General features: G+C 65.1%; 17 protein-coding genes. 12 read left to right on the forward strand and 5 right to left on the reverse strand.

Features of this window, described 5'->3' with window-relative positions; translation table 11 throughout:
* Positions 1-265: 265 nt before the first annotated feature.
* The 3 genes from ACIPZB_RS08680 to ACIPZB_RS08690 are packed head-to-tail and all read left to right on the forward strand — an operon-like array spanning position 266 to position 3,693.
* On the forward strand, positions 266-1,369 hold the full coding sequence (locus ACIPZB_RS08680) for a polyamine ABC transporter substrate-binding protein (RefSeq protein WP_400639848.1): 1,104 nt from the start codon (positions 266-268) through the stop codon (positions 1,367-1,369).
* Between the two features lie 36 nt (positions 1,370-1,405).
* Positions 1,406-2,824 carry an aminotransferase gene (locus tag ACIPZB_RS08685; RefSeq protein WP_400639849.1) on the forward strand — a complete coding sequence of 473 codons (1,419 nt, stop codon included), beginning with the start codon at positions 1,406-1,408 and terminating at the stop codon, positions 2,822-2,824.
* Positions 2,825-2,877: 53 nt separating this feature from the next.
* A complete protein-coding gene (locus ACIPZB_RS08690; RefSeq protein WP_400639850.1) occupies positions 2,878-3,693 on the forward strand; it encodes a helix-turn-helix transcriptional regulator in 816 nt (271 codons plus the stop codon).
* 174 nt (positions 3,694-3,867) lie between these two features.
* On the opposite strand, the gene ACIPZB_RS08695 is transcribed toward ACIPZB_RS08690, so the two are convergent.
* The 4 genes from ACIPZB_RS08695 to ACIPZB_RS08710 all read right to left on the reverse strand — a co-directional run bounded on the left by ACIPZB_RS08695 (position 3,868) and on the right by ACIPZB_RS08710 (position 7,893).
* Positions 3,868-4,725, reverse strand: coding sequence for a sugar phosphate isomerase/epimerase family protein (locus ACIPZB_RS08695; protein WP_400639851.1), 858 nt, complete (start codon positions 4,723-4,725; stop codon positions 3,868-3,870).
* A gap of 65 nt (positions 4,726-4,790) precedes the next feature.
* Positions 4,791-5,966 carry a dihydrodipicolinate synthase family protein gene (locus tag ACIPZB_RS08700; RefSeq protein ID WP_400639852.1) on the reverse strand — a complete coding sequence of 392 codons (1,176 nt, stop codon included), beginning with the start codon at positions 5,964-5,966 and terminating at the stop codon, positions 4,791-4,793.
* A 14-nt stretch (positions 5,967-5,980) separates the two neighbouring features.
* Entirely contained in the window at positions 5,981-6,751 is a 771-nt protein-coding gene (locus ACIPZB_RS08705; protein WP_400639853.1) for a 3-ketoacyl-ACP reductase, read from the reverse strand.
* Positions 6,748-7,893, reverse strand: a complete 1,146-nt coding sequence (locus tag ACIPZB_RS08710; RefSeq protein WP_400639854.1) for an acyl-CoA dehydrogenase family protein — start codon at positions 7,891-7,893, stop codon at positions 6,748-6,750. The genes ACIPZB_RS08705 and ACIPZB_RS08710 overlap by 4 nt, the downstream gene beginning before the upstream one ends.
* A gap of 188 nt (positions 7,894-8,081) precedes the next feature.
* Between ACIPZB_RS08710 and ACIPZB_RS08715 the strand changes: the two genes are divergently transcribed.
* On the forward strand, positions 8,082-9,593 hold the full coding sequence (locus ACIPZB_RS08715) for a CoA-transferase (RefSeq protein ID WP_400639855.1): 1,512 nt from the start codon (positions 8,082-8,084) through the stop codon (positions 9,591-9,593).
* 59 nt (positions 9,594-9,652) lie between these two features.
* Here the strand turns inward: ACIPZB_RS08715 and ACIPZB_RS08720 are convergent, their stop codons facing one another.
* Positions 9,653-10,309, reverse strand: coding sequence for a TetR/AcrR family transcriptional regulator (locus ACIPZB_RS08720; protein ID WP_008090459.1), 657 nt, complete (start codon positions 10,307-10,309; stop codon positions 9,653-9,655).
* 221 nt (positions 10,310-10,530) lie between these two features.
* Here ACIPZB_RS08720 and ACIPZB_RS08725 point away from each other — a divergent pair, with 221 nt between their 5' ends.
* The 8 genes from ACIPZB_RS08725 (at position 10,531) to ACIPZB_RS08760 (ending at position 20,271) form a co-directional block, all read left to right on the forward strand.
* Entirely contained in the window at positions 10,531-12,048 is a 1,518-nt protein-coding gene (locus ACIPZB_RS08725; RefSeq protein WP_400639856.1) for an aldehyde dehydrogenase family protein, read from the forward strand.
* A 38-nt stretch (positions 12,049-12,086) separates the two neighbouring features.
* Positions 12,087-13,739 carry a GMC family oxidoreductase gene (locus ACIPZB_RS08730; RefSeq protein ID WP_400639857.1) on the forward strand — a complete coding sequence of 551 codons (1,653 nt, stop codon included), beginning with the start codon at positions 12,087-12,089 and terminating at the stop codon, positions 13,737-13,739.
* A gap of 224 nt (positions 13,740-13,963) precedes the next feature.
* Positions 13,964-15,064, forward strand: a complete 1,101-nt coding sequence (locus ACIPZB_RS08735; protein ID WP_400639858.1) for a sugar ABC transporter substrate-binding protein — start codon at positions 13,964-13,966, stop codon at positions 15,062-15,064.
* Between the two features lie 82 nt (positions 15,065-15,146).
* Positions 15,147-16,091, forward strand: a complete 945-nt coding sequence (locus ACIPZB_RS08740) for an ABC transporter permease (protein ID WP_008090463.1) — start codon at positions 15,147-15,149, stop codon at positions 16,089-16,091.
* Positions 16,092-16,102: 11 nt separating this feature from the next.
* Entirely contained in the window at positions 16,103-17,605 is a 1,503-nt protein-coding gene (locus ACIPZB_RS08745; RefSeq protein ID WP_400639859.1) for a sugar ABC transporter ATP-binding protein, read from the forward strand.
* A gap of 12 nt (positions 17,606-17,617) precedes the next feature.
* Positions 17,618-18,565: an ABC transporter permease gene (locus ACIPZB_RS08750; protein ID WP_400639860.1), complete on the forward strand. Its 948-nt coding sequence runs from the start codon at positions 17,618-17,620 to the stop codon at positions 18,563-18,565.
* Between the two features lie 26 nt (positions 18,566-18,591).
* A complete protein-coding gene (locus tag ACIPZB_RS08755; protein WP_400639861.1) occupies positions 18,592-19,341 on the forward strand; it encodes an electron transfer flavoprotein subunit beta/FixA family protein in 750 nt (249 codons plus the stop codon).
* A complete protein-coding gene (locus tag ACIPZB_RS08760) occupies positions 19,342-20,271 on the forward strand; it encodes an electron transfer flavoprotein subunit alpha/FixB family protein (RefSeq protein WP_400639862.1) in 930 nt (309 codons plus the stop codon). It abuts the gene before it with no gap.
* Positions 20,272-20,348: the final 77 nt, after the last annotated feature.

Consider the following 20,348-nt stretch of genomic DNA (forward strand, 5'->3'; position numbering starts at 1 on the left):
GGAGCTGGCTTGCCAGCGATGAGGCCAGCCCAGGCACCACCTTGGCCTTGGGTCGTCTGTTCGGGCCCTATCGCCGGCAAGCCGGCTCCCACAGGATTGGTTTAGGGCTTGAGACTTGCGCAGTACCAGTGTAGGAGCCGGCTTGCCGGCGATAGGGCCAGTCCTGACCCTGAAAAAAGCTCAGGTACACACCCATTCGGGGTATGGTCCCAAGCTTTCAATCCCTCGATAGTGGACTTCATCCTGATCACACGATGGAGTTGCTATGCGCAAGGCATTGAAGGTGATTTCCAGTCTGTTGCTGTCCTGTACCGCCACGGCCGTCCTGGCCACAGAGGCAGACACCGGCAACACGCTCAGGCTGTACAACTGGACCGACTACATCGGCGAAAACACCCTTGCCGATTTTGAAAAGCAAACCGGCATCAAGGTGATCTACGACACCTTCGACGGCTACGAAACGGTCCAGACCAAACTCCTCACCGGCCGCTCGGGCTACGACCTGGTGATGCTCAACGCCTCCCTGGTGCCGCCGCTGATCAAGGCCAAGGTGTTCCAGCCTCTCGACAAATCCAAGCTCCCCAGCTGGGCCAACCTCGACCCGCAAGTGGTCGAGCACATGCAGGCCTTCGACCCCGGTATGGTCTATTCGGCGCCGTACACCTGGGGCAGCTCCGGCATCACCTACAACGTCGACAAGATCAGGCAACGCATGCCCGATGCGCCCATCGGGTCCTTGGCCATGCTGTTCGACCCGAAGATCGTCTCGCGCTTCGCCGACTGCGGCGTGACCATCATGGACGCCCCCAGCGAAGTCATCCCGCTGGCCCTCAAGTACCTCGGCAAAGACCCGCAAAGCGCCAAGCCGGCCGACCTCAAGGCCGCCCAGGACGTGCTTATGGGCGTGCGCCCGTACATCAAGAAATTCGACTCGGTGAACTACCTCACCAGCCTGCCCAACGGCGACGTGTGCATGGCCCTGACCTGGTCCGGCGACTACGCCACCGCCCAGGCCCGCGCCGTGGAAGCGAAGAAGGACATCAACCTGGCGTTCTTCATTCCCAAGGAGGGCTCGCTGATCTGGTTCGACAGCCTCTACCTGCCCAATGACGCCCCCCACGTGGCCAACGCCCACCGCTTCATCGAATACCTGCTGCAGCCCAAGACCATGGCCGAGGTGACCAACTACATCCACTACGCCAACAGCAACGCCGCCGCCACGCCCCTGGTACAGGCCGACATCCGCAACGATCCGGCGATCTACCCCGACGACCAGACCCGCGAGCGCCTGTTCACCCAGAAATCCCAGGACCCGCAGGCGATGCGCGCCATCACCCGGGTCTGGAGCTCGGTCAAGACCGGCATCTGACACCTTTCACCGTACCGATCCGACAAGGAACCGCTCATGGCTACCCCGACTCGCAAATTGGCCGCCACCCCGATCAACGACCTGCTGGTGCAAGCCGACAAGGCCCACTACATGCACGGCTACCACATGTTCGACGAGCACGCCGAGCAGGGCGCACTGAACATCGAAGCCGGCGAGGGCGCCTACATCTACGACACCGAAGGCAACCGCTTCCTCGATGCCGTCGGCGGCATGTGGTGCACCAACATCGGTCTGGGCCGCGAGGAAATGGCCCTGGCCATCGCCGACCAGGTCCGCCAGCTGGCTTATTCCAACCCGTTTTCGGACATGGCCAACCCCAAAGCCATCGAGCTCTGCGAGAAGCTGGCAAGCCTGGCGCCGGGCGACCTCAACCATGTGTTCCTCACCACCGGCGGCTCGACGGCCGTGGACACCGCCTACCGGCTGATCCAGTACTACCAGAACTGCTGCGGCAAGCCGCACAAGAAGCACGTGATCGCCCGCTTCAACGCCTATCACGGCTCCACCTGCCTGACCATGTCGATCGGCAACAAGGCCGCCGACCGGGTGCCGGAGTTCGACTACGCCAACGACCTGATCCACCACGTCTCCAACCCCAATTTCTACCGGGCAGGGGACGACATGGACGAGGCCGAGTTCCTCGACTTCCTGGTGGCCGAGTTCGAGGACAAGATCCTTTCCCTGGGCGCGGACAACGTCGCGGCCTTCTTCGCCGAGCCGATCATGGGTTCGGGCGGCGTGATCATTGCGCCCAAGGGCTATTTCCAGCGCATGTGGCAGGTGTGCCAGACCTACGACATCCTCTTCGTCGCCGACGAGGTGGTGACCTCGTTCGGCCGGCTGGGCACCTTCTTCGCCTCCGAAGCGCTGTTCGGCGTCACCCCGGACATCATCACTACCGCCAAGGGCCTGACCTCGGCCTACCTGCCGTTGGGCGCGTGCATCTTCAGCGAGCGTATCTGGAAGGTGATCGCCGAGCCGGGCAAGGGCCGCTGCTTCACCCACGGCTTTACCTACAGCGGGCACCCGGTGTGCTGCGTGGCGGCGCTGAAGAACATCGAGATCATCGAGCGGGAAAACCTGCTGGCCCATGTGAACGATGTCGGCAGCTACCTGGAGCAGCGCCTTCAGACCCTGGCGGACCTGCCGCTGGTGGGGCAGGTGCGCTGCATGAAGCTGATGGCCTGCGTCGAGTTCGTGGCCAACAAGCAGACCAAGGCGTTGTTCCCTGACGCGGTGAACATCGGCGAGCGCATCCACGTGCGGGCCCAGGCCAAGGGGCTGCTGGTGCGTCCGATCATGCACCTGAACGTGATGTCGCCGCCGCTGATCATCACCCATGCCCAGGTGGACCAGATCGTCGACACCCTGCGCAGCTGCATCCTCGATGCCGCGCGGGAACTGACCGAGCAAGGCCTGTACCACGGCCAATGACCCACCTGCACGCAAAGGTGCGCGCGCATGCCCCGGCCGGTAGACTGCGGGGCATGAGCCGAGCACACGAAAACACCCCAATAAGCCTGCCGTTTCATGCCCTGCAGCAATGGCACAGCGCCCTGCAACAGGCCTTCGCCCACAGCGAGGGCCCGGACGCGCTGGCCTGGCTGGCGGCGGCCATCAGCCAGCTGGTGGGCGCCGAATCGATGCTGATCAGCCTCGAATGCAAGGGCCGCCCGCCGCAGCTGCTGTATCAGCAGGGGATTCCGCAGCGCTATCACGAGGCGGTGCTGGAGCGCTATTTCGCCGCCGGCTACCTGCTCGACCCGTTCTGCCTGGCGGTGGAGAAAGGCCTGGCCCAGGGCTTCTACCACCTGGAAGACATCGCCCCGGACAACTTCTTCGACAGCGATTACTACAAGACCTATTACCTGGGCACCGGTTGCAGCGAAGACAGCTACTTCATCGTCGACCTTGGCAATGACAGCAAGATCTCCCTGAGCCTGTTCCAGGGCTGCAGCGGTGCGCGGCTGGGTGTCGAACAACTGCACCTGTTGCAGGCGGTCGAACCCATGGTCCGCGAATTGCTGATGCGCTTTGCCCAGCACGGGCTGGAGCAGGCGCCGGAAGACAAGGGGAGTGTGCAGGCGGCGTTCGACAGCTTTGGTTGCGGGGTCCTGACCGAGCGCGAGCGGGAAGTGGCGCAGATGGTGCTGCAGGGGCATTCGGTGAAGTCCACGGCCCATGAGCTGGGGATCTCGCCGGAGACAGTGCGGATGCACCGCAAGAACCTCTACCTGAAGCTGGAGATCAACTCTCAATCGGAGTTGTTTGCCCAGTTTATCGGGTGGTTGCGGCGGATTTGAAAGGCTGCTGACCAGGGCGACGCCGTCTTTACTCAAAACTCAAGCGCCTGCGCGATCACTGTGGGAGCCGGCTTGCCGGCGATGAGGCCGGTCCTGCATAGCCTATTCGGGCCCTATCGCCGGCAAGCCGGCTCCCACAGGGTAGTACGACGCTGTTCTTGTAAGCTGTAGGACTCAGCAGCAGCGCTGAAGGCGCTCGGCGCAGGTGCGCAGCACCTCCTCGGGTGCGCATTGCCACCAGTGGTCGCGGGAGAAGATTTCGACTTCGATCGCGCCTTGGTAACCGGCGGCTTCAACGCTATGGCGCAGGCCGCGCAGGTCGATGACGCCGTCGCCCATCATGCCGCGGTCGAGCAACAGGTCGCGGGTGGGCACCAGCCAGTCGGACAGGTGCAGGCCAAGGATGCGCTGCTGCTGGCCGGCGCGTTGCACCTGCTCGGCAAGCTTGGGGTCCCACCAGCAGTGATAGGCATCGATGGCAACACCCAGGTGCCGGTAGCCGCCGGGCTCCAGCGTCTCGCACAGGTCCAGGGCCTGTTCCAAGGTCGACAGGCACGAGCGGTCTGCTGCGTACACCGGGTGCAGCGGTTCCAGGGCCAGGGCCACACCGTGTCGGCGGGCATCTTCCAGCAACAGGCCGATGCCCTCGGTCACCTGCTGGCGGGCGTCGGGGAGGTCGCGGGAGCCTTCCGGCAGGCCGCCGACCACCATGATGAAACACTCGGCCTGCAGCTCGGCGGCTTCTTCGAGGGCCCGGCGGTTGTCGGCCACGGCGGCGGCGAATGCCTCGCGGCTGGCCGCTGGCAGGTAGGTGGAGCGGCAATAGGCGTTGACCTTCAGCCCGCAATTGCGCAGTTGCCGGCGGACCTGTCGCAGGTCCTGGCCTTGCAGGTCGCGGCGCCAGGGCGCGACATGGCCGAAGCCGGCGCGGGCGATGAGGTCGAGGGTCTGGTCGAGTGGCAGGCGGTGGCCGAGGGTCGCGGTGTTGATCGAGCAGCGGTCGAGGCGCTGCTCCAGGGAGGCGTCGGGCATGGGGCAATCACCATGGGCAGGAGGGTTAAAACGCAACGCCGCAGGTCGTGGCGTTGCGCGCAGGGTCAGGCGTCGACGCCGTAGAGCGCCAGCAAGCGCTTCATCCGGGCGACCGCTTGCGCCGGGTCGGCGAGCAGGCCGGCCTGGTCGGCCAGGCGGAAGACCTCGCAGAAGTACGGCAGCGGCCGCATGGCCTGGTGGCCGCCGAGCATGACGAAGTGCTCCTGGTGGCCATTGAGGTAGGCCAGGAACACCACGCCGGTCTTGTAGTACTGGGTCGGGCTGCTGAAGATCAGCCGCGCCAGCGGCAGGGTCGGTTCGAGCAGGCGCTGGTAGCGCACCAGGTCATCCTCGGCCAACGCGGCCAGGGCGTGGGCGGCGGCCGGGGCGATGGCGTCGAAGATCCCCAGCAACGCGTGGGAGTAGCCGTGTGCGTCGCCAGCGATCAGTTCCGGGTAGTTGAAGTCGTCCCCGGTGTACATCTTCACCGACGCCGGCAGGCGCCGACGCATGAGGATCTCCTTGTCCTTGTCGAGCAGGGAGATCTTGATGCCGTCCACCTTGTGCACGTTTTCGTGGATCACTTCCAGGCAGGTGTCCAGCGCCTCCTCGAAGCGCTCGCCGCCCCAGTAGCCTTGCAGCGCCGGGTCGAACATCTCGCCCAGCCAATGCAGGATCACCGGCTGGTCGGCTTCGGCCAGCACCTTGCGGTACACCAGGCGGTAGTCGAAGGTGGTCTTCGCCACCCGCGCCAGGGCGCGGCTGGCCATCAGGATCATGCGCCCGTCGAGCTTGGCGATCGCGTCGCGCTGTTCGGCATAGGCACGCACCACGTCGTCGAGGTTGCGAGCGTCGTCCGCCGGCAACTGGTCGGTTCCGCAGCCGGAGAAGATCACCGCGTGGGGGATGTCGCGGGTCTCGCTCAGGGTCCGTTCGATCAGTTCCAGTGCTGTCGGCCAGTCCAGGCCCATGCCGCGTTGGGCGGTGTCCATCGCCTCGGCGATGCCCAGGCCTTGTTGCAGCAGGTAGCGGCGGTAGTCCAGGGTGCGCGCCCAGTCGATCGCGGCCTTGCCGCCGGGTGGGTTGGCGCTGAACGGGTCGGCCACCACATGGGCGGCGGAGAGGGCGATGCGGTTGGCCGGCAAGGGGCTGGTCGGTGGCAGCAGCGGCTCGCCGACCAGGGTGTAGCGCTGCAGCGGATGGCCGGCTTGGGCGCTGGGCAGGTTGATGCTCAAGGACATGCGTGTCACTCCAGTCAGAACTTGGGAAGCAGCAGGCCGCCGTCCACCGGGACAGCGTGGCCGACCGTGTAGGGCAGGGCACCGGTGGCCATGCTGACCACCACCCGTGCGACATCTTCGGGCTGGCCCCAGCGCTTGATGGCGGTCAGGCCACGCTCGATCTCGGCGTCGTAGCGGGCCTTGGACGGCGCGGTCATTTCGGTGGCGATCAGCCCGGGCTGCACCTCGTAGACGCCGATACCGTTCTCGGCCAGGCGTACGGCGAACAGCCGCGAAGCCATCGACAGGGCGGCCTTGGAAATGCCGTACTCGCCGCGCAGCACCGACACCGCCTGGGCGTTGGAGGAGGTGATGGTGATGATGCTGCGCAGTGCCTGGCCGGCTTCGCGCGGCACCAGCCGGCGGGCAAAGGCCTGGGTCAGAAAGAAGGTGCCGCGGGTGTTGATCTGCTGGCAGCGGTCGTAGCTTTGCGGGGTGACCTCCAGCAGGTCGCCGCGTGACAGCACCGAAACCCCGGCATTGTTGACCAGGCAGCTCAGCGCGCCGAGGGCCTGTTCGGCTGCATCGAGCAGGGCGTCATGCTGGTCGATGGCGGCGATGTCGCCGGCAAGGGCCACGGCGCGGGCGCCGTGGCGGCTCGCCAGTTCGGCCGTTTCCTGCAGGGCGGCATCGGCTTGCAGGTCCACCAGGGCCAGGTCGAACCCGGCTTGCGCCAGGCCGACAGCGATGGCCCGGCCGATCCCGGCGCGGGCGCCGGTGACCAAAGCGACAGGGCGGGCGGTCATGCGCGTGCTCCCTGGTTGAGCAACTCACGGGCGATGATCGTGCGCTGGATCTGGTTGGTGCCTTCGTAGATCTGGGTGATCTTGGCGTCGCGGTACAGGCGTTCGACTTCGAAGCCACGGATGAAGCCGCTGCCGCCGAACAATTGCACGGCATTGGCGGTCTGCGCCACGGCGATATCGGCGGCGAAGCACTTGGCCATGGAGCAGGCGATGGTGGCGTTGTCGGCGCGGTCCAGCCGCTCGGCGGCGTCTTGCACCAGCAGGCGGGCGGCGCGGATGTCCTTGGCCATGTCGGCGAGCATCCACTGCACGCCCTGGTTGTCGGCGATCGGCTTGCCGAACTGCTTGCGCTGGGGCACGTATTCCAGTGCCGCATCCAGACCTGCCTGGGCGATGCCCACGGCCAGCGAGGCGATGCCGACGCGGCCCTTGTCCAGGGCACTCATCATGATGTGGAAGCCGCGACCTTCGACGCCCAGCAGGGCATCGGCCGGCAGTTCGACGTTGTCGAAGTTCAGCCCGCCCACTTGCGAGGCGCGCTGGCCCATCTTGTGTTCCTTCGGCCCTTTGGACACGCCCGGCAGGTGGCAATCGACGATGAAGATGCTCATGCCGCGCTTGCCGGCGGCGGGGTCGGTGCGCGCCAGGACGAAGGCCAGGTCGGCCACCGGGGCGTTGTGGATCCACAGCTTCGAGCCGTTGAGCAGCCAGCCGGTTTCAGTGCGCACGGCGCTGGTGCGGATGCCCGACACATCGGAGCCGGCCTCGGCTTCGGTGATGCAGTAGGCCGGGTGCTTTTCAGCGCGCAGCAGGGTGGGCAGGTAGCGCTCGCGTTGCTCGGCGGTGCCATGCACCGAGAGCAGGGTGCCGATCAGCTCCAGCAGGCCGCACTGGTCGGCGATCGAGGCGTAGCCGCGCGACAGCTCTTCCATCACCAGGGCGTAGGCGAGGGTGTCCAGGCCGGCGCCGCCGAACGCTTCGGGCACGGTGATGCCGAACAGGCCGAGCTCGCCCATCTGCCGGTACAGCGGCGCGGGGAAGCTTTCTTCATGGTCGAGGCGTTCGGCCATGGGGCGGATGGTCTGGTCGGCGAAGCGCCGGGCAACGTCCTGGATCATCAGGTGTGTTTCAGAAAGCGGCATTGTTGTTTTCCTTTCCGTGAGGCGACGAGGGGGTTCATCGCGTGGGTTGTGTTCTGTTTCGGGCTGCTCTAAAGTGTTTTTAAGTAACCAACTGGTTATTTATTTAATGCGCCCTTGCGCAGGCCGTCAAGCCCTCAATTGCACACCAGGATTGGCCCGTGACCGGGCAATCGATGAGGAAAACAACAATGAAAAGAAGCTGTACATCAGCTGCGGATGTCGCCAACCGGATAGCCGATGGCGCGACCGTGGCCATCTGTGGGTCGGGTACCTTGCTGGAGCCGGACGCCTTGCTGGCGGCCATCGAAGCGTCGTTCCTGCGCACCGGCCACCCGCGTGACCTGACCCTGGTGCATGCCCTGGGTATCGGCGACGGGCGCGGCAGCGGCCTGGAGCGCCTGGCCCACCCAGGCCTGGTGCGCAAGGTGATCGGCGGCCACTGGAGCTGGTCGGCGAAGATGCAGGCGCTGGCGCGCAACGAGCAGATCCAGGCCTACAGCCTGCCGGCCGGGGCGATCATGAGCCTGATGCGCGAGATCGGCGCTGGCCGCCCGGGGCTGATCACCCATATCGGCCTGGGCACTTTCGCCGACCCGCAGGTCGCCGGGGGCAAATGCAACGCCAGTGCCTGCGAAGCGCTGGTCGAGCGGCTGAGCATCGACGGGCAGGACTACCTGCGCTACAAGCCGTTCAAGGTCGATGTGGCGATCGTGCGCGGCAGCCTGGCCGACCCGAGCGGCAACATCAGCCTGTGCCACGAAGCGGCGGACCTGGATGCCTACGCCCTGGCGTTGGCGGCGCATAACAGCGGCGGCAAGGTCTATGCCCAGGTGCGCGGCCTGAGCGACACCGCCTTCGTGCCGGCGCGGCTGGTGCGCATCCCTGGCGTGCTGGTGGATGAAGTGGTGGTGGTCGAGGATCAGCGCCAGTGCGTGGCCGCCGACTACGATCCGGCGATCAGCGGTGAATGCCTGCCCCAGTCGGCGCGCAGCGAAGCGCCCATGGCCGACGATATCCGGCGCATCATCGCCGCCCGTGCGGCCAATGAATTCGTCCCTGGCATGTCGCTGAACTTCGGTTTCGGCATCCCCGGCGGCATCCCTTCGCTGTTGGCCGAGCGCGGCCTGCAGGACAGCTACTGGGGCAGTATCGAGCAGGGCATCCACAACGGCCGCATGATGGGCGGCGCGATGTTCGGCGCGGCGCAGTACCCGCAGGCGATCGTCACTTCGCTGGACCAGTTCGACTTCTACAGTGGCGGCGGCGTCGACCTGGCGTTCCTGGGCATGGGCGAGATGGACGGGCAGGGCAACGTCAACGTGTCCAACCTGGGCGGCACGCTGGTCGGTCCCGGAGGTTTTGTCGATATCACCCAGGGCGCGCGCAAGGTGGTGTTCTGCGGGGCCTTCGAAGCCAAGGGGCTGGATGTCGCCAAGGTCGGCGATGCCTTGCAGATCGAGCGGCGCGGCGAGGTGCCGAAGCTGGTCGAGCAGGTGCGTCACATCACCTTCAGTGGCCCGCAGGCGGTACGCGCCGGCCAGGAAGTGCTGTACGTGACCGAGCGTGCGGTGTTCCGTCTGCTGCCTGAGGGCATCGAGCTGATCGAAGTGGCCCGCGGCGTGGATATCGAGCGTGATGTGCTACAGCGCATGGCGTTCACGCCGATCGTGCGCGACGTCAAAGTGGCGGGCCTGGCGTGAGCCGGGTAGCCCCTCGCGGCGCCGTGCATGGCCGGGAGGGGCTGCGCGCGCCGTGGGCGTCAGTCTGGGCGGAGCATGCCGAGGATGGTCTGCACGTTGAAGTCGATCCGCGCCTGCAGGGCTTCGGGCGACATCAGGTCGAAGCCGTAGATGATTTCGCCGGTGAAGCGGTTGTTCAGGTAGTAGTAGTTGATCGCCGCGATCGAGATGTTCAGCTGCACCGGGTCCACACCAGCGCGGAACACGCCCTGGGCCTCGCCGCGGGCGAGGATCTCGGCGACCATCGAGACCATCGGTGCGTGCATCTGCTGCATCTTTTCCTGAGAGCGCTTGAGGTGCACGGCCTTGTGCAGATTCTCGCTGTTGACCAGGGTCAGGAAGTGCGGGTTTTTCAGGTAGTACTTCCAGGTGAAGGTCACCAGTTGGGTGATCGCCTCCACCGGTTCCAATTCTTCGAGCTTGAGTTTGCGTTCGGCCTGGCGGATGTCCTGATAGGCCGATTCGAGGACCGCTTCGAACAGCCCCTCCTTGTTGCCGAAGTACTCGTAGATCATCCGTTTATTGGACTTGGCGCGCAGCGCGATGCTGTCGATGCGTGCACCGGCCAGCCCCAGTTTGGCGAATTCGACCTTGGCGGCGTTGAGGATTCTCAAGCGCGTCGCTTCGGAATCACGGGTGGGGCGTACGGTGGCCTCTTCGGTGGCTTTGCTGGGCATGTAAAACGCTCTCCAGAGCTTGAGTGCTGTACTTCCTGACGCAGAGATCAATGGCTGCGGCGTTAAGGGCGATGAGCTTAGCCGCGGGGGCATAAGGCTGACAAACAAAGCTTAGCCCGGTGCTTGTATGTAAACAACCGGTTAGTTATAAATATCGAGCCGGCAGCCACTTGCCAGGTGCAGTCCAGGTGGCTTGCCAGAATAAAAACGCTGTACTGAGGATGTTTCCCGTGAACAACAATGACAATACGCCACGCCTGGCGCCGCCCCAGCAGCCGCGCCGTTTCGAGATGTTCATCGACGGCCGCTGGACCCAAGGATCGGCGACCGGCCAGGTCACCCGCTGCAGCCCGTCCCATGAAGTGCCGGTCAGCGTCTACCCCTCTGCCGGCGTCGCCGATGTGGAGCAGGCGGTGGCCGCCGCGCGCCGGGCATTCGACCAGGGCACGTGGGCCCGGTCGGGTGGCGCGTATCGTGCGGGTGTCCTGCTGCGTACCGCCGAACTGATCCGCCAGCACAGCGAAGCACTGGCGTTGCAGGAAACCCTTGAAACCGGCAAGCCGATCAGCCAGTCCCGTGGCGAGGTGCTGGGCGCGGCAGGCGTCTGGGAATATGCCGCAGGGCAAGCCCAGGCTTTGCACGGCGACAGCTTCAACAACCTGGGCGACAACCTGCTCGGCCTGGTCACCCGGGAGCCGGTGGGTGTGGTCGGGCTGATCACGCCGTGGAACTTCCCGTTCTTCATTCTCGCGGAGCGTCTGCCCTTCATCTTGGCCTCCGGCTGCACCGTGGTGGCCAAGCCCAGCGAACTCACCTCCGGCACCACCCTGATGCTGGCTGAGCTGATGCAGGAAGCCGGCCTGCCCGACGGCGTGCTCAATGTGCTCACCGGCCCAGGCGCGGTGCTTGGCCAGGCGATCAGCACGCATGCCGATGTCGACATGGTGTCGTTCACCGGCTCCACCGAAGTCGGTCGCCTGACCATGGCGGCGGCCACCGGCAACATGAAGAAGGTCGCCCTGGAGCTGGGCGGCAAGAACCCGCAGGTGGTGTTCGCCGATGCCGACCTGGACGCGGCCGCCGACGCGATCGTCTTCGGCATCTGCTTCAATGCCGGGCAATGCTGCGTCAGCGGCAGCCGCCTGATCGTCGAGCGCTCGGTGGAGCAGGCGTTGACCGAGAAGATCTGCGCCTTGATCGACAAGGTGCGCATCGGCGACCCGCTGAACGAAAGCACCCAGGTCGGCTCTATCACCGAGGCCCGCCACCTGGAGCGGGTGCTGGGCTACATCGAGCAGGGCCGCCGGGAAGGCGCACGTTTGCTGCGTGGCGGCCAGCGCATCGACTCGCCGACCGGCATGTACCTGCAGCCGACCGTGTTCGCCGATGTCACCCCGCAGATGGTCATCGCCCGGGAAGAGATTTTCGGCCCGGTACTGACCATCACCGCCTTCGACGGCTTCGACGAGGCCGTGGCGCTGGCTAACGACACGCCCTTCGGGCTGGCGGCCAGCATCTGGAGCCGCAACCTGGAAACGTCGCTGCAGGCCACGCGGCAGATCAAGGCCGGCCGGGTCTGGGTCAACACCACCATCGCTGGCGGGCCGGAGTTGCCGTCCGGCGGCTTCAAGCAGTCGGGCATCGGCCGCGAGGCCGGGCGCTATGGGGTAGAGGAGTACACTGAGCTCAAGTCCGTGCACGTGCAGTTGGGTGCCCGTACGCCTTGGGTCAGCGCCTGAACGTCGACAGCAGTACAACAAGATCGGAGATAACAAGCATGTACGATTATGTCGTTATCGGCGGGGGGGCCGCCGGTTGTGTGCTGGCGGCGCGCCTGAGCGAGCAGGCCGAGGTGCGGGTGTTGCTGCTCGAAGCAGGACCTGCCGATACCAACCCTTACATCCACATGCCGGTGGGCTTTTTCAAGATGACCGGCGGCCCGCTGACCTGGGGCTTCGACACCGTGGCCCAAGGCACCATGAACAACCGTTCGGTGCTGTACCCGCAAGGCCGGGTGCTGGGCGGTGGCGGTTCGATCAATGCCATGGTCTATACCCGCGGCAATGCCAAGGACTACGACGACTGGGAGCAGGAGGAAGGCTGCCGTGGCTGGTCGTTCCGCGAGGTGCTGCCGTATTTTCGCAAGGCCGAGGACAACGAGCGCCTGTCCAACGAGTACCACGGCACCGAAGGCCCGCTGGGGGTGTCCGACCTGATCAGCGTTAACGAAGTGACCAAGGCCTTCATCCGTTCCGCCCAGGAAGCAGGCATTCCCTACAACGCCGACTTCAACGGCGCGCGGCAGGAAGGCTGTGGTGCCTACCAGGTCACTCAGCGCGGCGGACGCCGTTGCAGCGCTGCCCAGGGCTACCTGAGCAAGGCTCGCCAGCGGCCCAACCTGACCATCCAGACCGACTGCCTGGTAACCCGCATCCGCGTGGAGAACGGCCAGGCCACCGGGGTCGAGTATGTGCAGGGCAGCGGTTCGCGCGAGGTGCGCTTCGTCGCTGCCGAGCGCGAAGTGGTGCTGGCGGCCGGGGCCATTGGTTCGCCGAAGATCCTCATGCTCTCGGGGGTTGGCCCGGCCGAGGAACTGAACCGCCTGGGCATCGAGGTCAAGCAGGACCTGCCCGGGGTCGGGCAGAACCTGCAGGATCACTTCGACATCGACATCGTCTACGAACTCAAGGGATCGCAGAGCCTGGACAAGTACGCCAAGCCGCACATGATGCTGATGGCCGGGCTTGAGTACAAACTGTTCAACAAGGGCCCGGTCACCTCCAACATCGCCGAGGCGGGCGCCTTCTGGTACGGGGATTCGCGCGCCAGCGTGCCGGACCTGCAGTTCCACTTCCTGCCCGGTGCCGGGGTGGAGGCGGGCATCCCGCCGGTGCCGTCCGGCTCCGGTTGCACGCTCAACTCCTACTTCCTGCGCCCGCGCAGCCGCGGCAGCGTGCGCCTGCGCAGCGCCGACCCGCTGCAGCCGCCGCTGATCGACCCCAACTACATCAGCGACCCCTATGACCTGCACGTGTCGGTCGAGGGCATCAAGCTCAGCCGCGAGATCATGGCCCAGCAGTCTTTGAGCCGCTACATCAAGGCTGAGCATTTCCCCGGCGACAGCGTGCGCACCCAGGCCGACTACGAAGACTACGCACGGCGTTGCGGGCGCACCGGTTATCACCCGGTGGGTACCTGCAAGATGGGCATCGACGCCATGGCGGTGGTCGATCCGCAGTTGCGTGTGCGGGGCGTGCAGCGCCTGCGGGTGGTTGACTCTTCAGTGATGCCACGGCTGGTCAGCTCCAATACCAATGCACCGTCGATCATGATTGCCGAGAAGGGGGCCGACTTGATCCTTGGGCGCAGTCTGGCGCCTTCCGAGGTGCAGGTGCGCAGTGAGCGTGGGGAGCTGCACAAGGCAGTCTGAATCCTGCTGTGGCCCTATCGCCGGCAAGCCGGCTCCCACAGGTACGGCACCGTCCTCTGTGGGAGCCGGCTTGCCGGCGATAGGGCCAGACCTGCCAACACCCCCTTTCAACCCAAGCCAAACATTAGTGATTGCATCCTCGCTGCGTTAGATTTATAAATAACTAGTTGGTTACATAAAAACAACAGGCAGTACTCACCCGGTGCCTTGCACCCGGAGGCCAGATGAACAACAACAATGATTCCACCCGCCCGCTGGACATCACCCGGCGCAAGCTGCTGGTCGGTGCAGCGGGCCTTGCCGGTGTCGGTGCCGTGGCGGCGATGATGCCCAGCATGCTCTGGGCGCAGACCACGCTGACGTTCTCCAACTCATTCCGCTCCCTGACCAACCCCTACCACGCGATCTACAACCGCGGCGGTCAGGCCTATGCGGCCAGCCTCAACCTGCCGTACTCGCCGCTGGTCACCGAGGGCAACAGCCAGAAGGGTATCGCCGATATCCGCGCGCTGATCGCCAAGACCGAAGGCAACCTGATCCTCAACATCGAACCCAACGACTCCGCCGATGCCCGCGCGATCATCGAGCAGTGCGTCAAGGCCGGGGTGTACGTCACCACCGTGTGGAACAAGCCCGACGACATGCACCCTTGGGACTACAGCCCCTACTGGGTGGCGCACATCTCCGAAGACGGCCAGGCCGTGGGCGAGGCGGTGGCCACCGAGCTGTTCGAAGCCATGGGCGGCAGCGGTGGCATCGTCGCCTTGGGCGGCATTCTCAGCAACGTGGCGGCCATCGGCCGGCGCAGTGGCCTGGAAGCCGCGCTGAAGAAGTACCCCGGCATCACCCTCTTGGACTTCCAGCCTGCCGACTGGAGCGCGAACAAGGCATTTCCCATCGTGCAGTCCTGGCTGACCCGCTTCAACAGCGACATCAAGGGCATCTGGTGCGCCAATGACGACATGGGCATGGGCGCGCTGGAAGCGCTGCGCGGCGAAGGCCTGGCCGGGATGATCCCGGTGGTGGGCATCGATGGCATCGAGCAGGCCGTCGAGGCGATCCGCACCGGCGAGTACATCGCTACCACCAGCCTGGACCCTTACTGGCTCGGCAGCATGGGCCTGGCCCTCGGCCACGCGGCCAAGACCGGGCGCATCGACCCGGCCAAGGAACCCCACGAGCACCGCGAGTTCTACGTGCGCCCGCAGCTGGTTACCAAGGCCAATGTCGAGGCGTTCTACGCCAGCCACTTCAAATCCACGCCCGAGGTGGACGTGAATGATTTCTGGGGGCGTGTCGCCGGGCCTATCCGCTACACCTCCTGACCCCTTGCGTTTTTGTCATTCGGCCAGCCTGCAAGGCTGCACGCCGAGGGTTTCCTACTGCCTGTTTTCCGGAGTTATCGTCATGGCCCGCCTGCGACGGTTTTCGTCACTGCTTGTGTTACTGCTCATCGGCCTGCTCATCGGTTCGATCAACAGCAACTTCTTCGACCCGATGAACCTGGTGCGCATCGCCACCACCTGTTCGATCCCGCTGCTGATGGCACTGGGCGGGATGTTCGTCATCCAGATGGGCAGCATCGACCTGTCCGTCGAAGGCGTGGTCGCGGTCGCTGCCGTGTGCTTCGCCTTGCTGGTGGGCAACAACCTCAATGCCCACAGCCTTGGCCTGTGGGCCCTGCCGGTGGCCATTGTGGTCGGCGCCGGCACCGGCCTGCTCAACGGCCTGCTGCAGGTCAAGCTGCGTATCCCGTCGTTCATGGCCACCCTGGGCCTGGGCTTCGTCGGCATCGGCCTGGCCACGGCCTTGCTGCAAGGCAACACCGTGCGGGTGCTGGACATGGACGTGCGGGCGATCGCCTTGCAGCGGCTGCTCGGCCTGCCGCTGTCGGTGTGGATCGTGGTACTGGCGCTGGGCGTCGCGCATTTCATCTCGCGCCACACCGTGCTGGGGCGCCACGCCCTGGCCATTGGCGGAGGCGAGGACCTGGCGCAGCTCAACGGCGTCAACGTCAACCGCACGCGTATCTGCATCTTCGCCTTGGCCGGCGCGTTCTATGGCCTGGCGGCGATCCTGGCGGTCGCGCAGTTCGGTCAGGGGCACGCCTTGATCGCCCAGGGCCAGTTGTTCACCGCGATCACCGCCATCGTGGTCGGTGGCGCTTCGCTGGCCGGTGGCAACGGCAGCCCGCTGGGCACCTTGCTGGGCGTGCTGATCGTGGTGGTGGTGAGCAACGGCATGGTCCTGATGGGCGTTGCACCTTATGTCCAGCAAGGCGTGCAGGGGGTGTTGATCATCGCCGCTGTCGCCATCGCCCTCGACCGTGCCAAGGCACGGGTCGTCAAGTGAGGAACCCTGCCATGCTCACCCTGAACAATGTCACCAAGCGCTTCAACGGCGTCACTGTGCTCAAGGGCATCGACCTGGAAGTGCGCAAGCACGAAGTGGTCGGCCTGATCGGCGAGAACGGTGCCGGCAAGTCGACCCTGATGAAGATCCTCACCGGGGTCTACCAACCCGATGAAGGACACCTTGAGCTCGATGGCCAGCCCATCGTCCTCGACGGTCCACGCGGTGCCACCGCGCAGGGCATCGCGATGGTCTACCAGGAGCAGTCGATCCTGCCCAACCTCTCGGTGGCGGAAAACCTTTTCATGGGCCGCGAAGACGAATTCTCGCGCTTCGGCTGGCTGAATTGGAAAAAACTGCACCGTGCGGCGCGCCAGCAACTGGCCAAGGTCAACCTCGACATCGACCCGGGCATGTTGTGCAGCGAGCTGAGCTTCGGCCAGCGGCAGATGATCGAGCTGGCCAAGGCGCTGGCGCTGGAGGAGCGCTGCCAGGGCCACCTGGTGATTCTGCTCGACGAACCCACTTCGGTACTGGAGCAGCGCGAGATCGACGCCTTGTTCCGCCTGGTGCGGCAGCTCAAATCCCGTGCTTCGTTCATCTTCGTGTCGCACCGGCTGGATGAACTGCTCGAACTCAGCGACCGGGTGTATGTGATGAAGGACGGTGAAGTGGTGGCGCAGATGCCGGCCGCCGAAGCCTCCAAGGAACGCCTGCACAGCCTGATGGTGGGCCGTTCGCTGCAGGCCGAGTTCTACCGTGAATCGCTGCAGAAGGCGTGCTTGCCCGAGGTCGTCCTGTCGGCGCGCGGGCTGGCCTTGCACGGCCATTTCGCCAGCCTCGACTTCGACCTGCATCGCGGCGAGATCCTCGGCATTGCCGGGGTGATCGGCTCGGGGCGCGAGGAGTTGTGCCGGGTGCTGGCCGGGCTGCTGCCCAGAAGCAGCGGCGAGATCGAGGTGCATGGCAAGCGCCTGGCCGGCGGTGGCCCGGCGGCGGCGATCCGCGCCGGGATCGGCTACATCCCGCGTGAACGCAAGATCGAAGGCATTGTCTCGATGCTCAGTGTGGCGCAGAACATGACCCTGGCGCGGATCGGCCAGGTCACCCGCGCCGGCCTGCTCGACGAGAAGCACGAGCGCAGCCTCGCCGAAAGCTGGATCAAGCGGCTGAGCATCAAGACCCCAGGTCCCGATGCCTTGTTGCTCAACCTCAGCGGCGGCAACCAGCAGAAAGTGGTGCTGGCCAAGTGGCGCAACGCAGGCTCGACCATCCTCATCCTCGACCACCCCACCCGCGGGCTGGATGTGGGCGCCAAGGAAGACGTCTACCAGCTGATCCGCGAGATCACCGAGGAGGGCGTGTCGGTGATCCTCACCGCCGACACCCTGGAGGAAATGATCGGCCTGAGCCACCGCATCCTGGTGATGCGCGATGGCGACGTGGCGCAGTCCTTCGAATGCCTGCCGGGGGCCAAGCCCAAGCAGGTCGACCTGATCCAGTACATGGTCTGAGAGAGCACAACGATGCCTATCATCCTCAATGGTTTTCGCACCCAGGCGCCGCTGCTGGCGCTGATCCTGCTGGTGGCCCTGATCGCCGGCTACGACCCCGGCTTCATCCACCCCGGCGCCGTGCTAGGGCTGCTCGCCGACACCGCCACGCTGTTCATCATGGCCACGGGCATCACCTTCGTGCTGCTGATCGGCGGCATCGACCTGTCGTCCCAGGCCGTGGCCTCCATGGCCAGCGTGCTGGTCGCGCTGCTGTTGCCAGGCTTCGGCCCGTGGGCCTTCGGCATCGGGCTGCTGGCGGGTATCGCCGCCGGGGCGCTGAGCGGGGTGCTGCATACCTGGCTGCGCATCCCGTCGTTCATCGTCACCCTGGCGATCGGCGGGGTGGTCACCAGCCTGACCATGCTGGTGTCGAGCAATCGCACCATCAATATCGATGGCGCACAGCGCGATGCCTGGTTCGGCTGGGTGACCGGGCAGACGGCCGGCATCCCCAATGAAGTGCTGGTCGCCAGTGTGGTGCTGGCGCTGTGCATCTTCCTGCAGCGCAAGACCCCCTTCGGCCGCTTCGGCAATGCCGTGGGGGCCGGTGAGCCGGCCGCCTGGGCCTCGGGGATCAACGTCAACCGCATCAAGGTGCTGACGTTCGCCCTGTCGGCCGGGCTGGCGGCGTTGTCCGGGGTGCTCATGGCCGGGCGGCTGTCCAGCGGCTCGCCGACCCTGGCCAACGAGTTCCTGCTGCCGGCGATTGCTGCCGTATTGGTCGGCGGCACCGCGCTCACCGGCGGCGTCGGCAGCGTGTGGCGCACCCTGGTCGGCGCCTTGCTGGTGTCGGTGGTGCGCATCGGCATGACCTTCGTCGGCATCAGCGTGTTCGCCCAGCAGATCGTCTTCGGCGTGATCCTGATCATCGCCGTGGCCTTCACCCTCGATCGTTCCAAGCTTCCCATCGTCAAGTAACCCATCGCAAAGGTGAAAACACTGCAATGAAAGTCCTTGTGTCAATCAAGCGAGTGGTCGACTACAACGTGAAAGTCCGCGTCAAGACGGACAACTCCGGCGTCGACCTGGCAAACGTCAAGATGTCCATGAACCCGTTCTGCGAAATCGCCGTGGAAGAAGCCGTGCGCCTGAAAGAGCAGGGCGTGGCGAGCGAGATCGTAGTTGTCTCCGTCGGCCCGACCACTGCCCAGGAACAGCTGCGTACCGCGCTGGCGCTGGGTGCTGATCGTGCCATCCTGGTCGAAGCCGCCGATGAACTGAACTCCCTGGCCGTGGCCAAGGCGCTCAAAGCCGTTGTCGACAAAGAGCAGCCGCAGCTGGTCATCCTCGGCAAGCAGGCCATCGACAGTGACAACAACCAGACCGGCCAGATGCTGGCCGCGCTGACCGGCTACGCCCAAGGCACCTTCGCCTCCAAGGTTGAAGTGGCTGGCGACAAGCTGAACGTCACCCGTGAAATCGACGGCGGCCTGCAGACCGTTTCGCTGAACCTGCCGGCGATCGTCACCACCGACCTGCGCCTGAACGAGCCGCGCTACGCGTCGCTGCCGAACATCATGAAGGCCAAGAAGAAGCCGCTGGAGACCTTTACTCCAGACGCGCTGGGCGTATCGCTCGCCTCCACCAACAAGACCCTGAAAGTCGAAGCACCGGCTGCGCGCAGCGCGGGCATCAAGGTCAAGTCGGTGGCCGAACTGGTCGAGAAGCTGAAGAACGAAGCGAAGGTAATCTAAATGACTATCCTGGTTGTCGCTGAATACGAAAACGGTGCCGTTGCCCCGGCTACCCTGAACACTGTCGCTGCAGCCGCCAAGATCGGTGGTGATGTGCACGTGCTGGTCGCAGGCCAGAACGTTGGTGGCGTCGCCGAATCCGCTGCCAAGATCGCGGGTGTGGCCAAGGTGCTGGTGGCCGATAACGCCGCCTACGCCCACGTCTTGCCGGAAAACGTCGCGCCGCTGATCGTCGAGCTGGCCAAGGGCTACAGCCACGTGCTGGCCCCGGCCACCAGCAACGGCAAGAACATCCTGCCGCGCGTTGCTGCGCTGCTGGACGTCGACCAGCTCTCCGAGATCATTTCGGTTGAATCGGCCGACACCTTCAAACGTCCGATCTACGCCGGCAACGCCATTGCTACCGTGCAATCGAGCGCAGCGGTCAAGGTCATCACCGTGCGTGCCACCGGTTTCGACGCGGTCGCCGCCGAAGGTGGTTCGGCTTCGGTCGAGGTCGTCGCTGCTGTCCATGACGCTGGCAGATCGTCTTTCGTGGGTGAAGCACTGGCCAAGTCCGACCGCCCCGAGCTGACCGGTGCCAAGGTTGTCGTTTCCGGCGGCCGTGGCATGGGCAATGGTGACAACTTCAAGCACCTGTACAGCCTGGCAGACAAGCTTGGCGCCGCCGTCGGTGCCTCGCGCGCCGCGGTCGACGCAGGCTTCGTGCCCAACGACATGCAGGTCGGGCAGACCGGCAAGATCGTTGCGCCGCAGCTGTACATTGCTGTCGGTATCTCTGGTGCGATCCAGCATCTGGCAGGGATGAAGGATTCCAAGGTGATCGTGGCGATCAACAAGGATGAAGAGGCGCCGATCTTCCAGGTGGCTGACTACGGGCTGGTGGCTGACTTGTTCGAAGCGGTGCCGGAGCTGCAAGAGCTGCTTTGAAGCAACTGGCCTCATCGCCGGCAAGCCGGCTCCCACAGGGTGATCACTGATTTCAAAGCCTGTGGTGTACCTGTGGG

This window comes from Pseudomonas sp. NPDC089396 (assembly GCF_044749545.1).
Taxonomy (GTDB): Bacteria; Pseudomonadota; Gammaproteobacteria; order Pseudomonadales; family Pseudomonadaceae; genus Aquipseudomonas.

Excerpts from the sequence above, each read along its gene's own strand:
- ACIPZB_RS08690 (WP_400639850.1), top strand. The coding sequence starts at position 2,878 with ATGAGCCGAGCACACGAAAACACCCCAATAAGCCTGCCGTTTCATGCC.
- ACIPZB_RS08720 (WP_008090459.1), bottom strand. The coding sequence starts at position 10,309 with ATGCCCAGCAAAGCCACCGAAGAGGCCACCGTACGCCCCACCCGTGAT.
- ACIPZB_RS08700 (WP_400639852.1), bottom strand. The coding sequence starts at position 5,966 with ATGTCCTTGAGCATCAACCTGCCCAGCGCCCAAGCCGGCCATCCGCTG.
- ACIPZB_RS08760 (WP_400639862.1), top strand. The coding sequence starts at position 19,342 with ATGACTATCCTGGTTGTCGCTGAATACGAAAACGGTGCCGTTGCCCCG.
- ACIPZB_RS08710 (WP_400639854.1), bottom strand. The coding sequence starts at position 7,893 with ATGCCGCTTTCTGAAACACACCTGATGATCCAGGACGTTGCCCGGCGC.
- ACIPZB_RS08705 (WP_400639853.1), bottom strand. The coding sequence starts at position 6,751 with ATGACCGCCCGCCCTGTCGCTTTGGTCACCGGCGCCCGCGCCGGGATC.
- ACIPZB_RS08695 (WP_400639851.1), bottom strand. The coding sequence starts at position 4,725 with ATGCCCGACGCCTCCCTGGAGCAGCGCCTCGACCGCTGCTCGATCAAC.
- ACIPZB_RS08755 (WP_400639861.1), top strand. The coding sequence starts at position 18,592 with ATGAAAGTCCTTGTGTCAATCAAGCGAGTGGTCGACTACAACGTGAAA.
- ACIPZB_RS08740 (WP_008090463.1), top strand. The coding sequence starts at position 15,147 with ATGGCCCGCCTGCGACGGTTTTCGTCACTGCTTGTGTTACTGCTCATC.
- ACIPZB_RS08750 (WP_400639860.1), top strand. The coding sequence starts at position 17,618 with ATGCCTATCATCCTCAATGGTTTTCGCACCCAGGCGCCGCTGCTGGCG.
- ACIPZB_RS08685 (WP_400639849.1), top strand. The coding sequence starts at position 1,406 with ATGGCTACCCCGACTCGCAAATTGGCCGCCACCCCGATCAACGACCTG.
- ACIPZB_RS08680 (WP_400639848.1), top strand. The coding sequence starts at position 266 with ATGCGCAAGGCATTGAAGGTGATTTCCAGTCTGTTGCTGTCCTGTACC.
- ACIPZB_RS08730 (WP_400639857.1), top strand. The coding sequence starts at position 12,087 with ATGTACGATTATGTCGTTATCGGCGGGGGGGCCGCCGGTTGTGTGCTG.
- ACIPZB_RS08735 (WP_400639858.1), top strand. The coding sequence starts at position 13,964 with ATGAACAACAACAATGATTCCACCCGCCCGCTGGACATCACCCGGCGC.
- ACIPZB_RS08725 (WP_400639856.1), top strand. The coding sequence starts at position 10,531 with ATGTTTCCCGTGAACAACAATGACAATACGCCACGCCTGGCGCCGCCC.
- ACIPZB_RS08745 (WP_400639859.1), top strand. The coding sequence starts at position 16,103 with ATGCTCACCCTGAACAATGTCACCAAGCGCTTCAACGGCGTCACTGTG.
- ACIPZB_RS08715 (WP_400639855.1), top strand. The coding sequence starts at position 8,082 with ATGAAAAGAAGCTGTACATCAGCTGCGGATGTCGCCAACCGGATAGCC.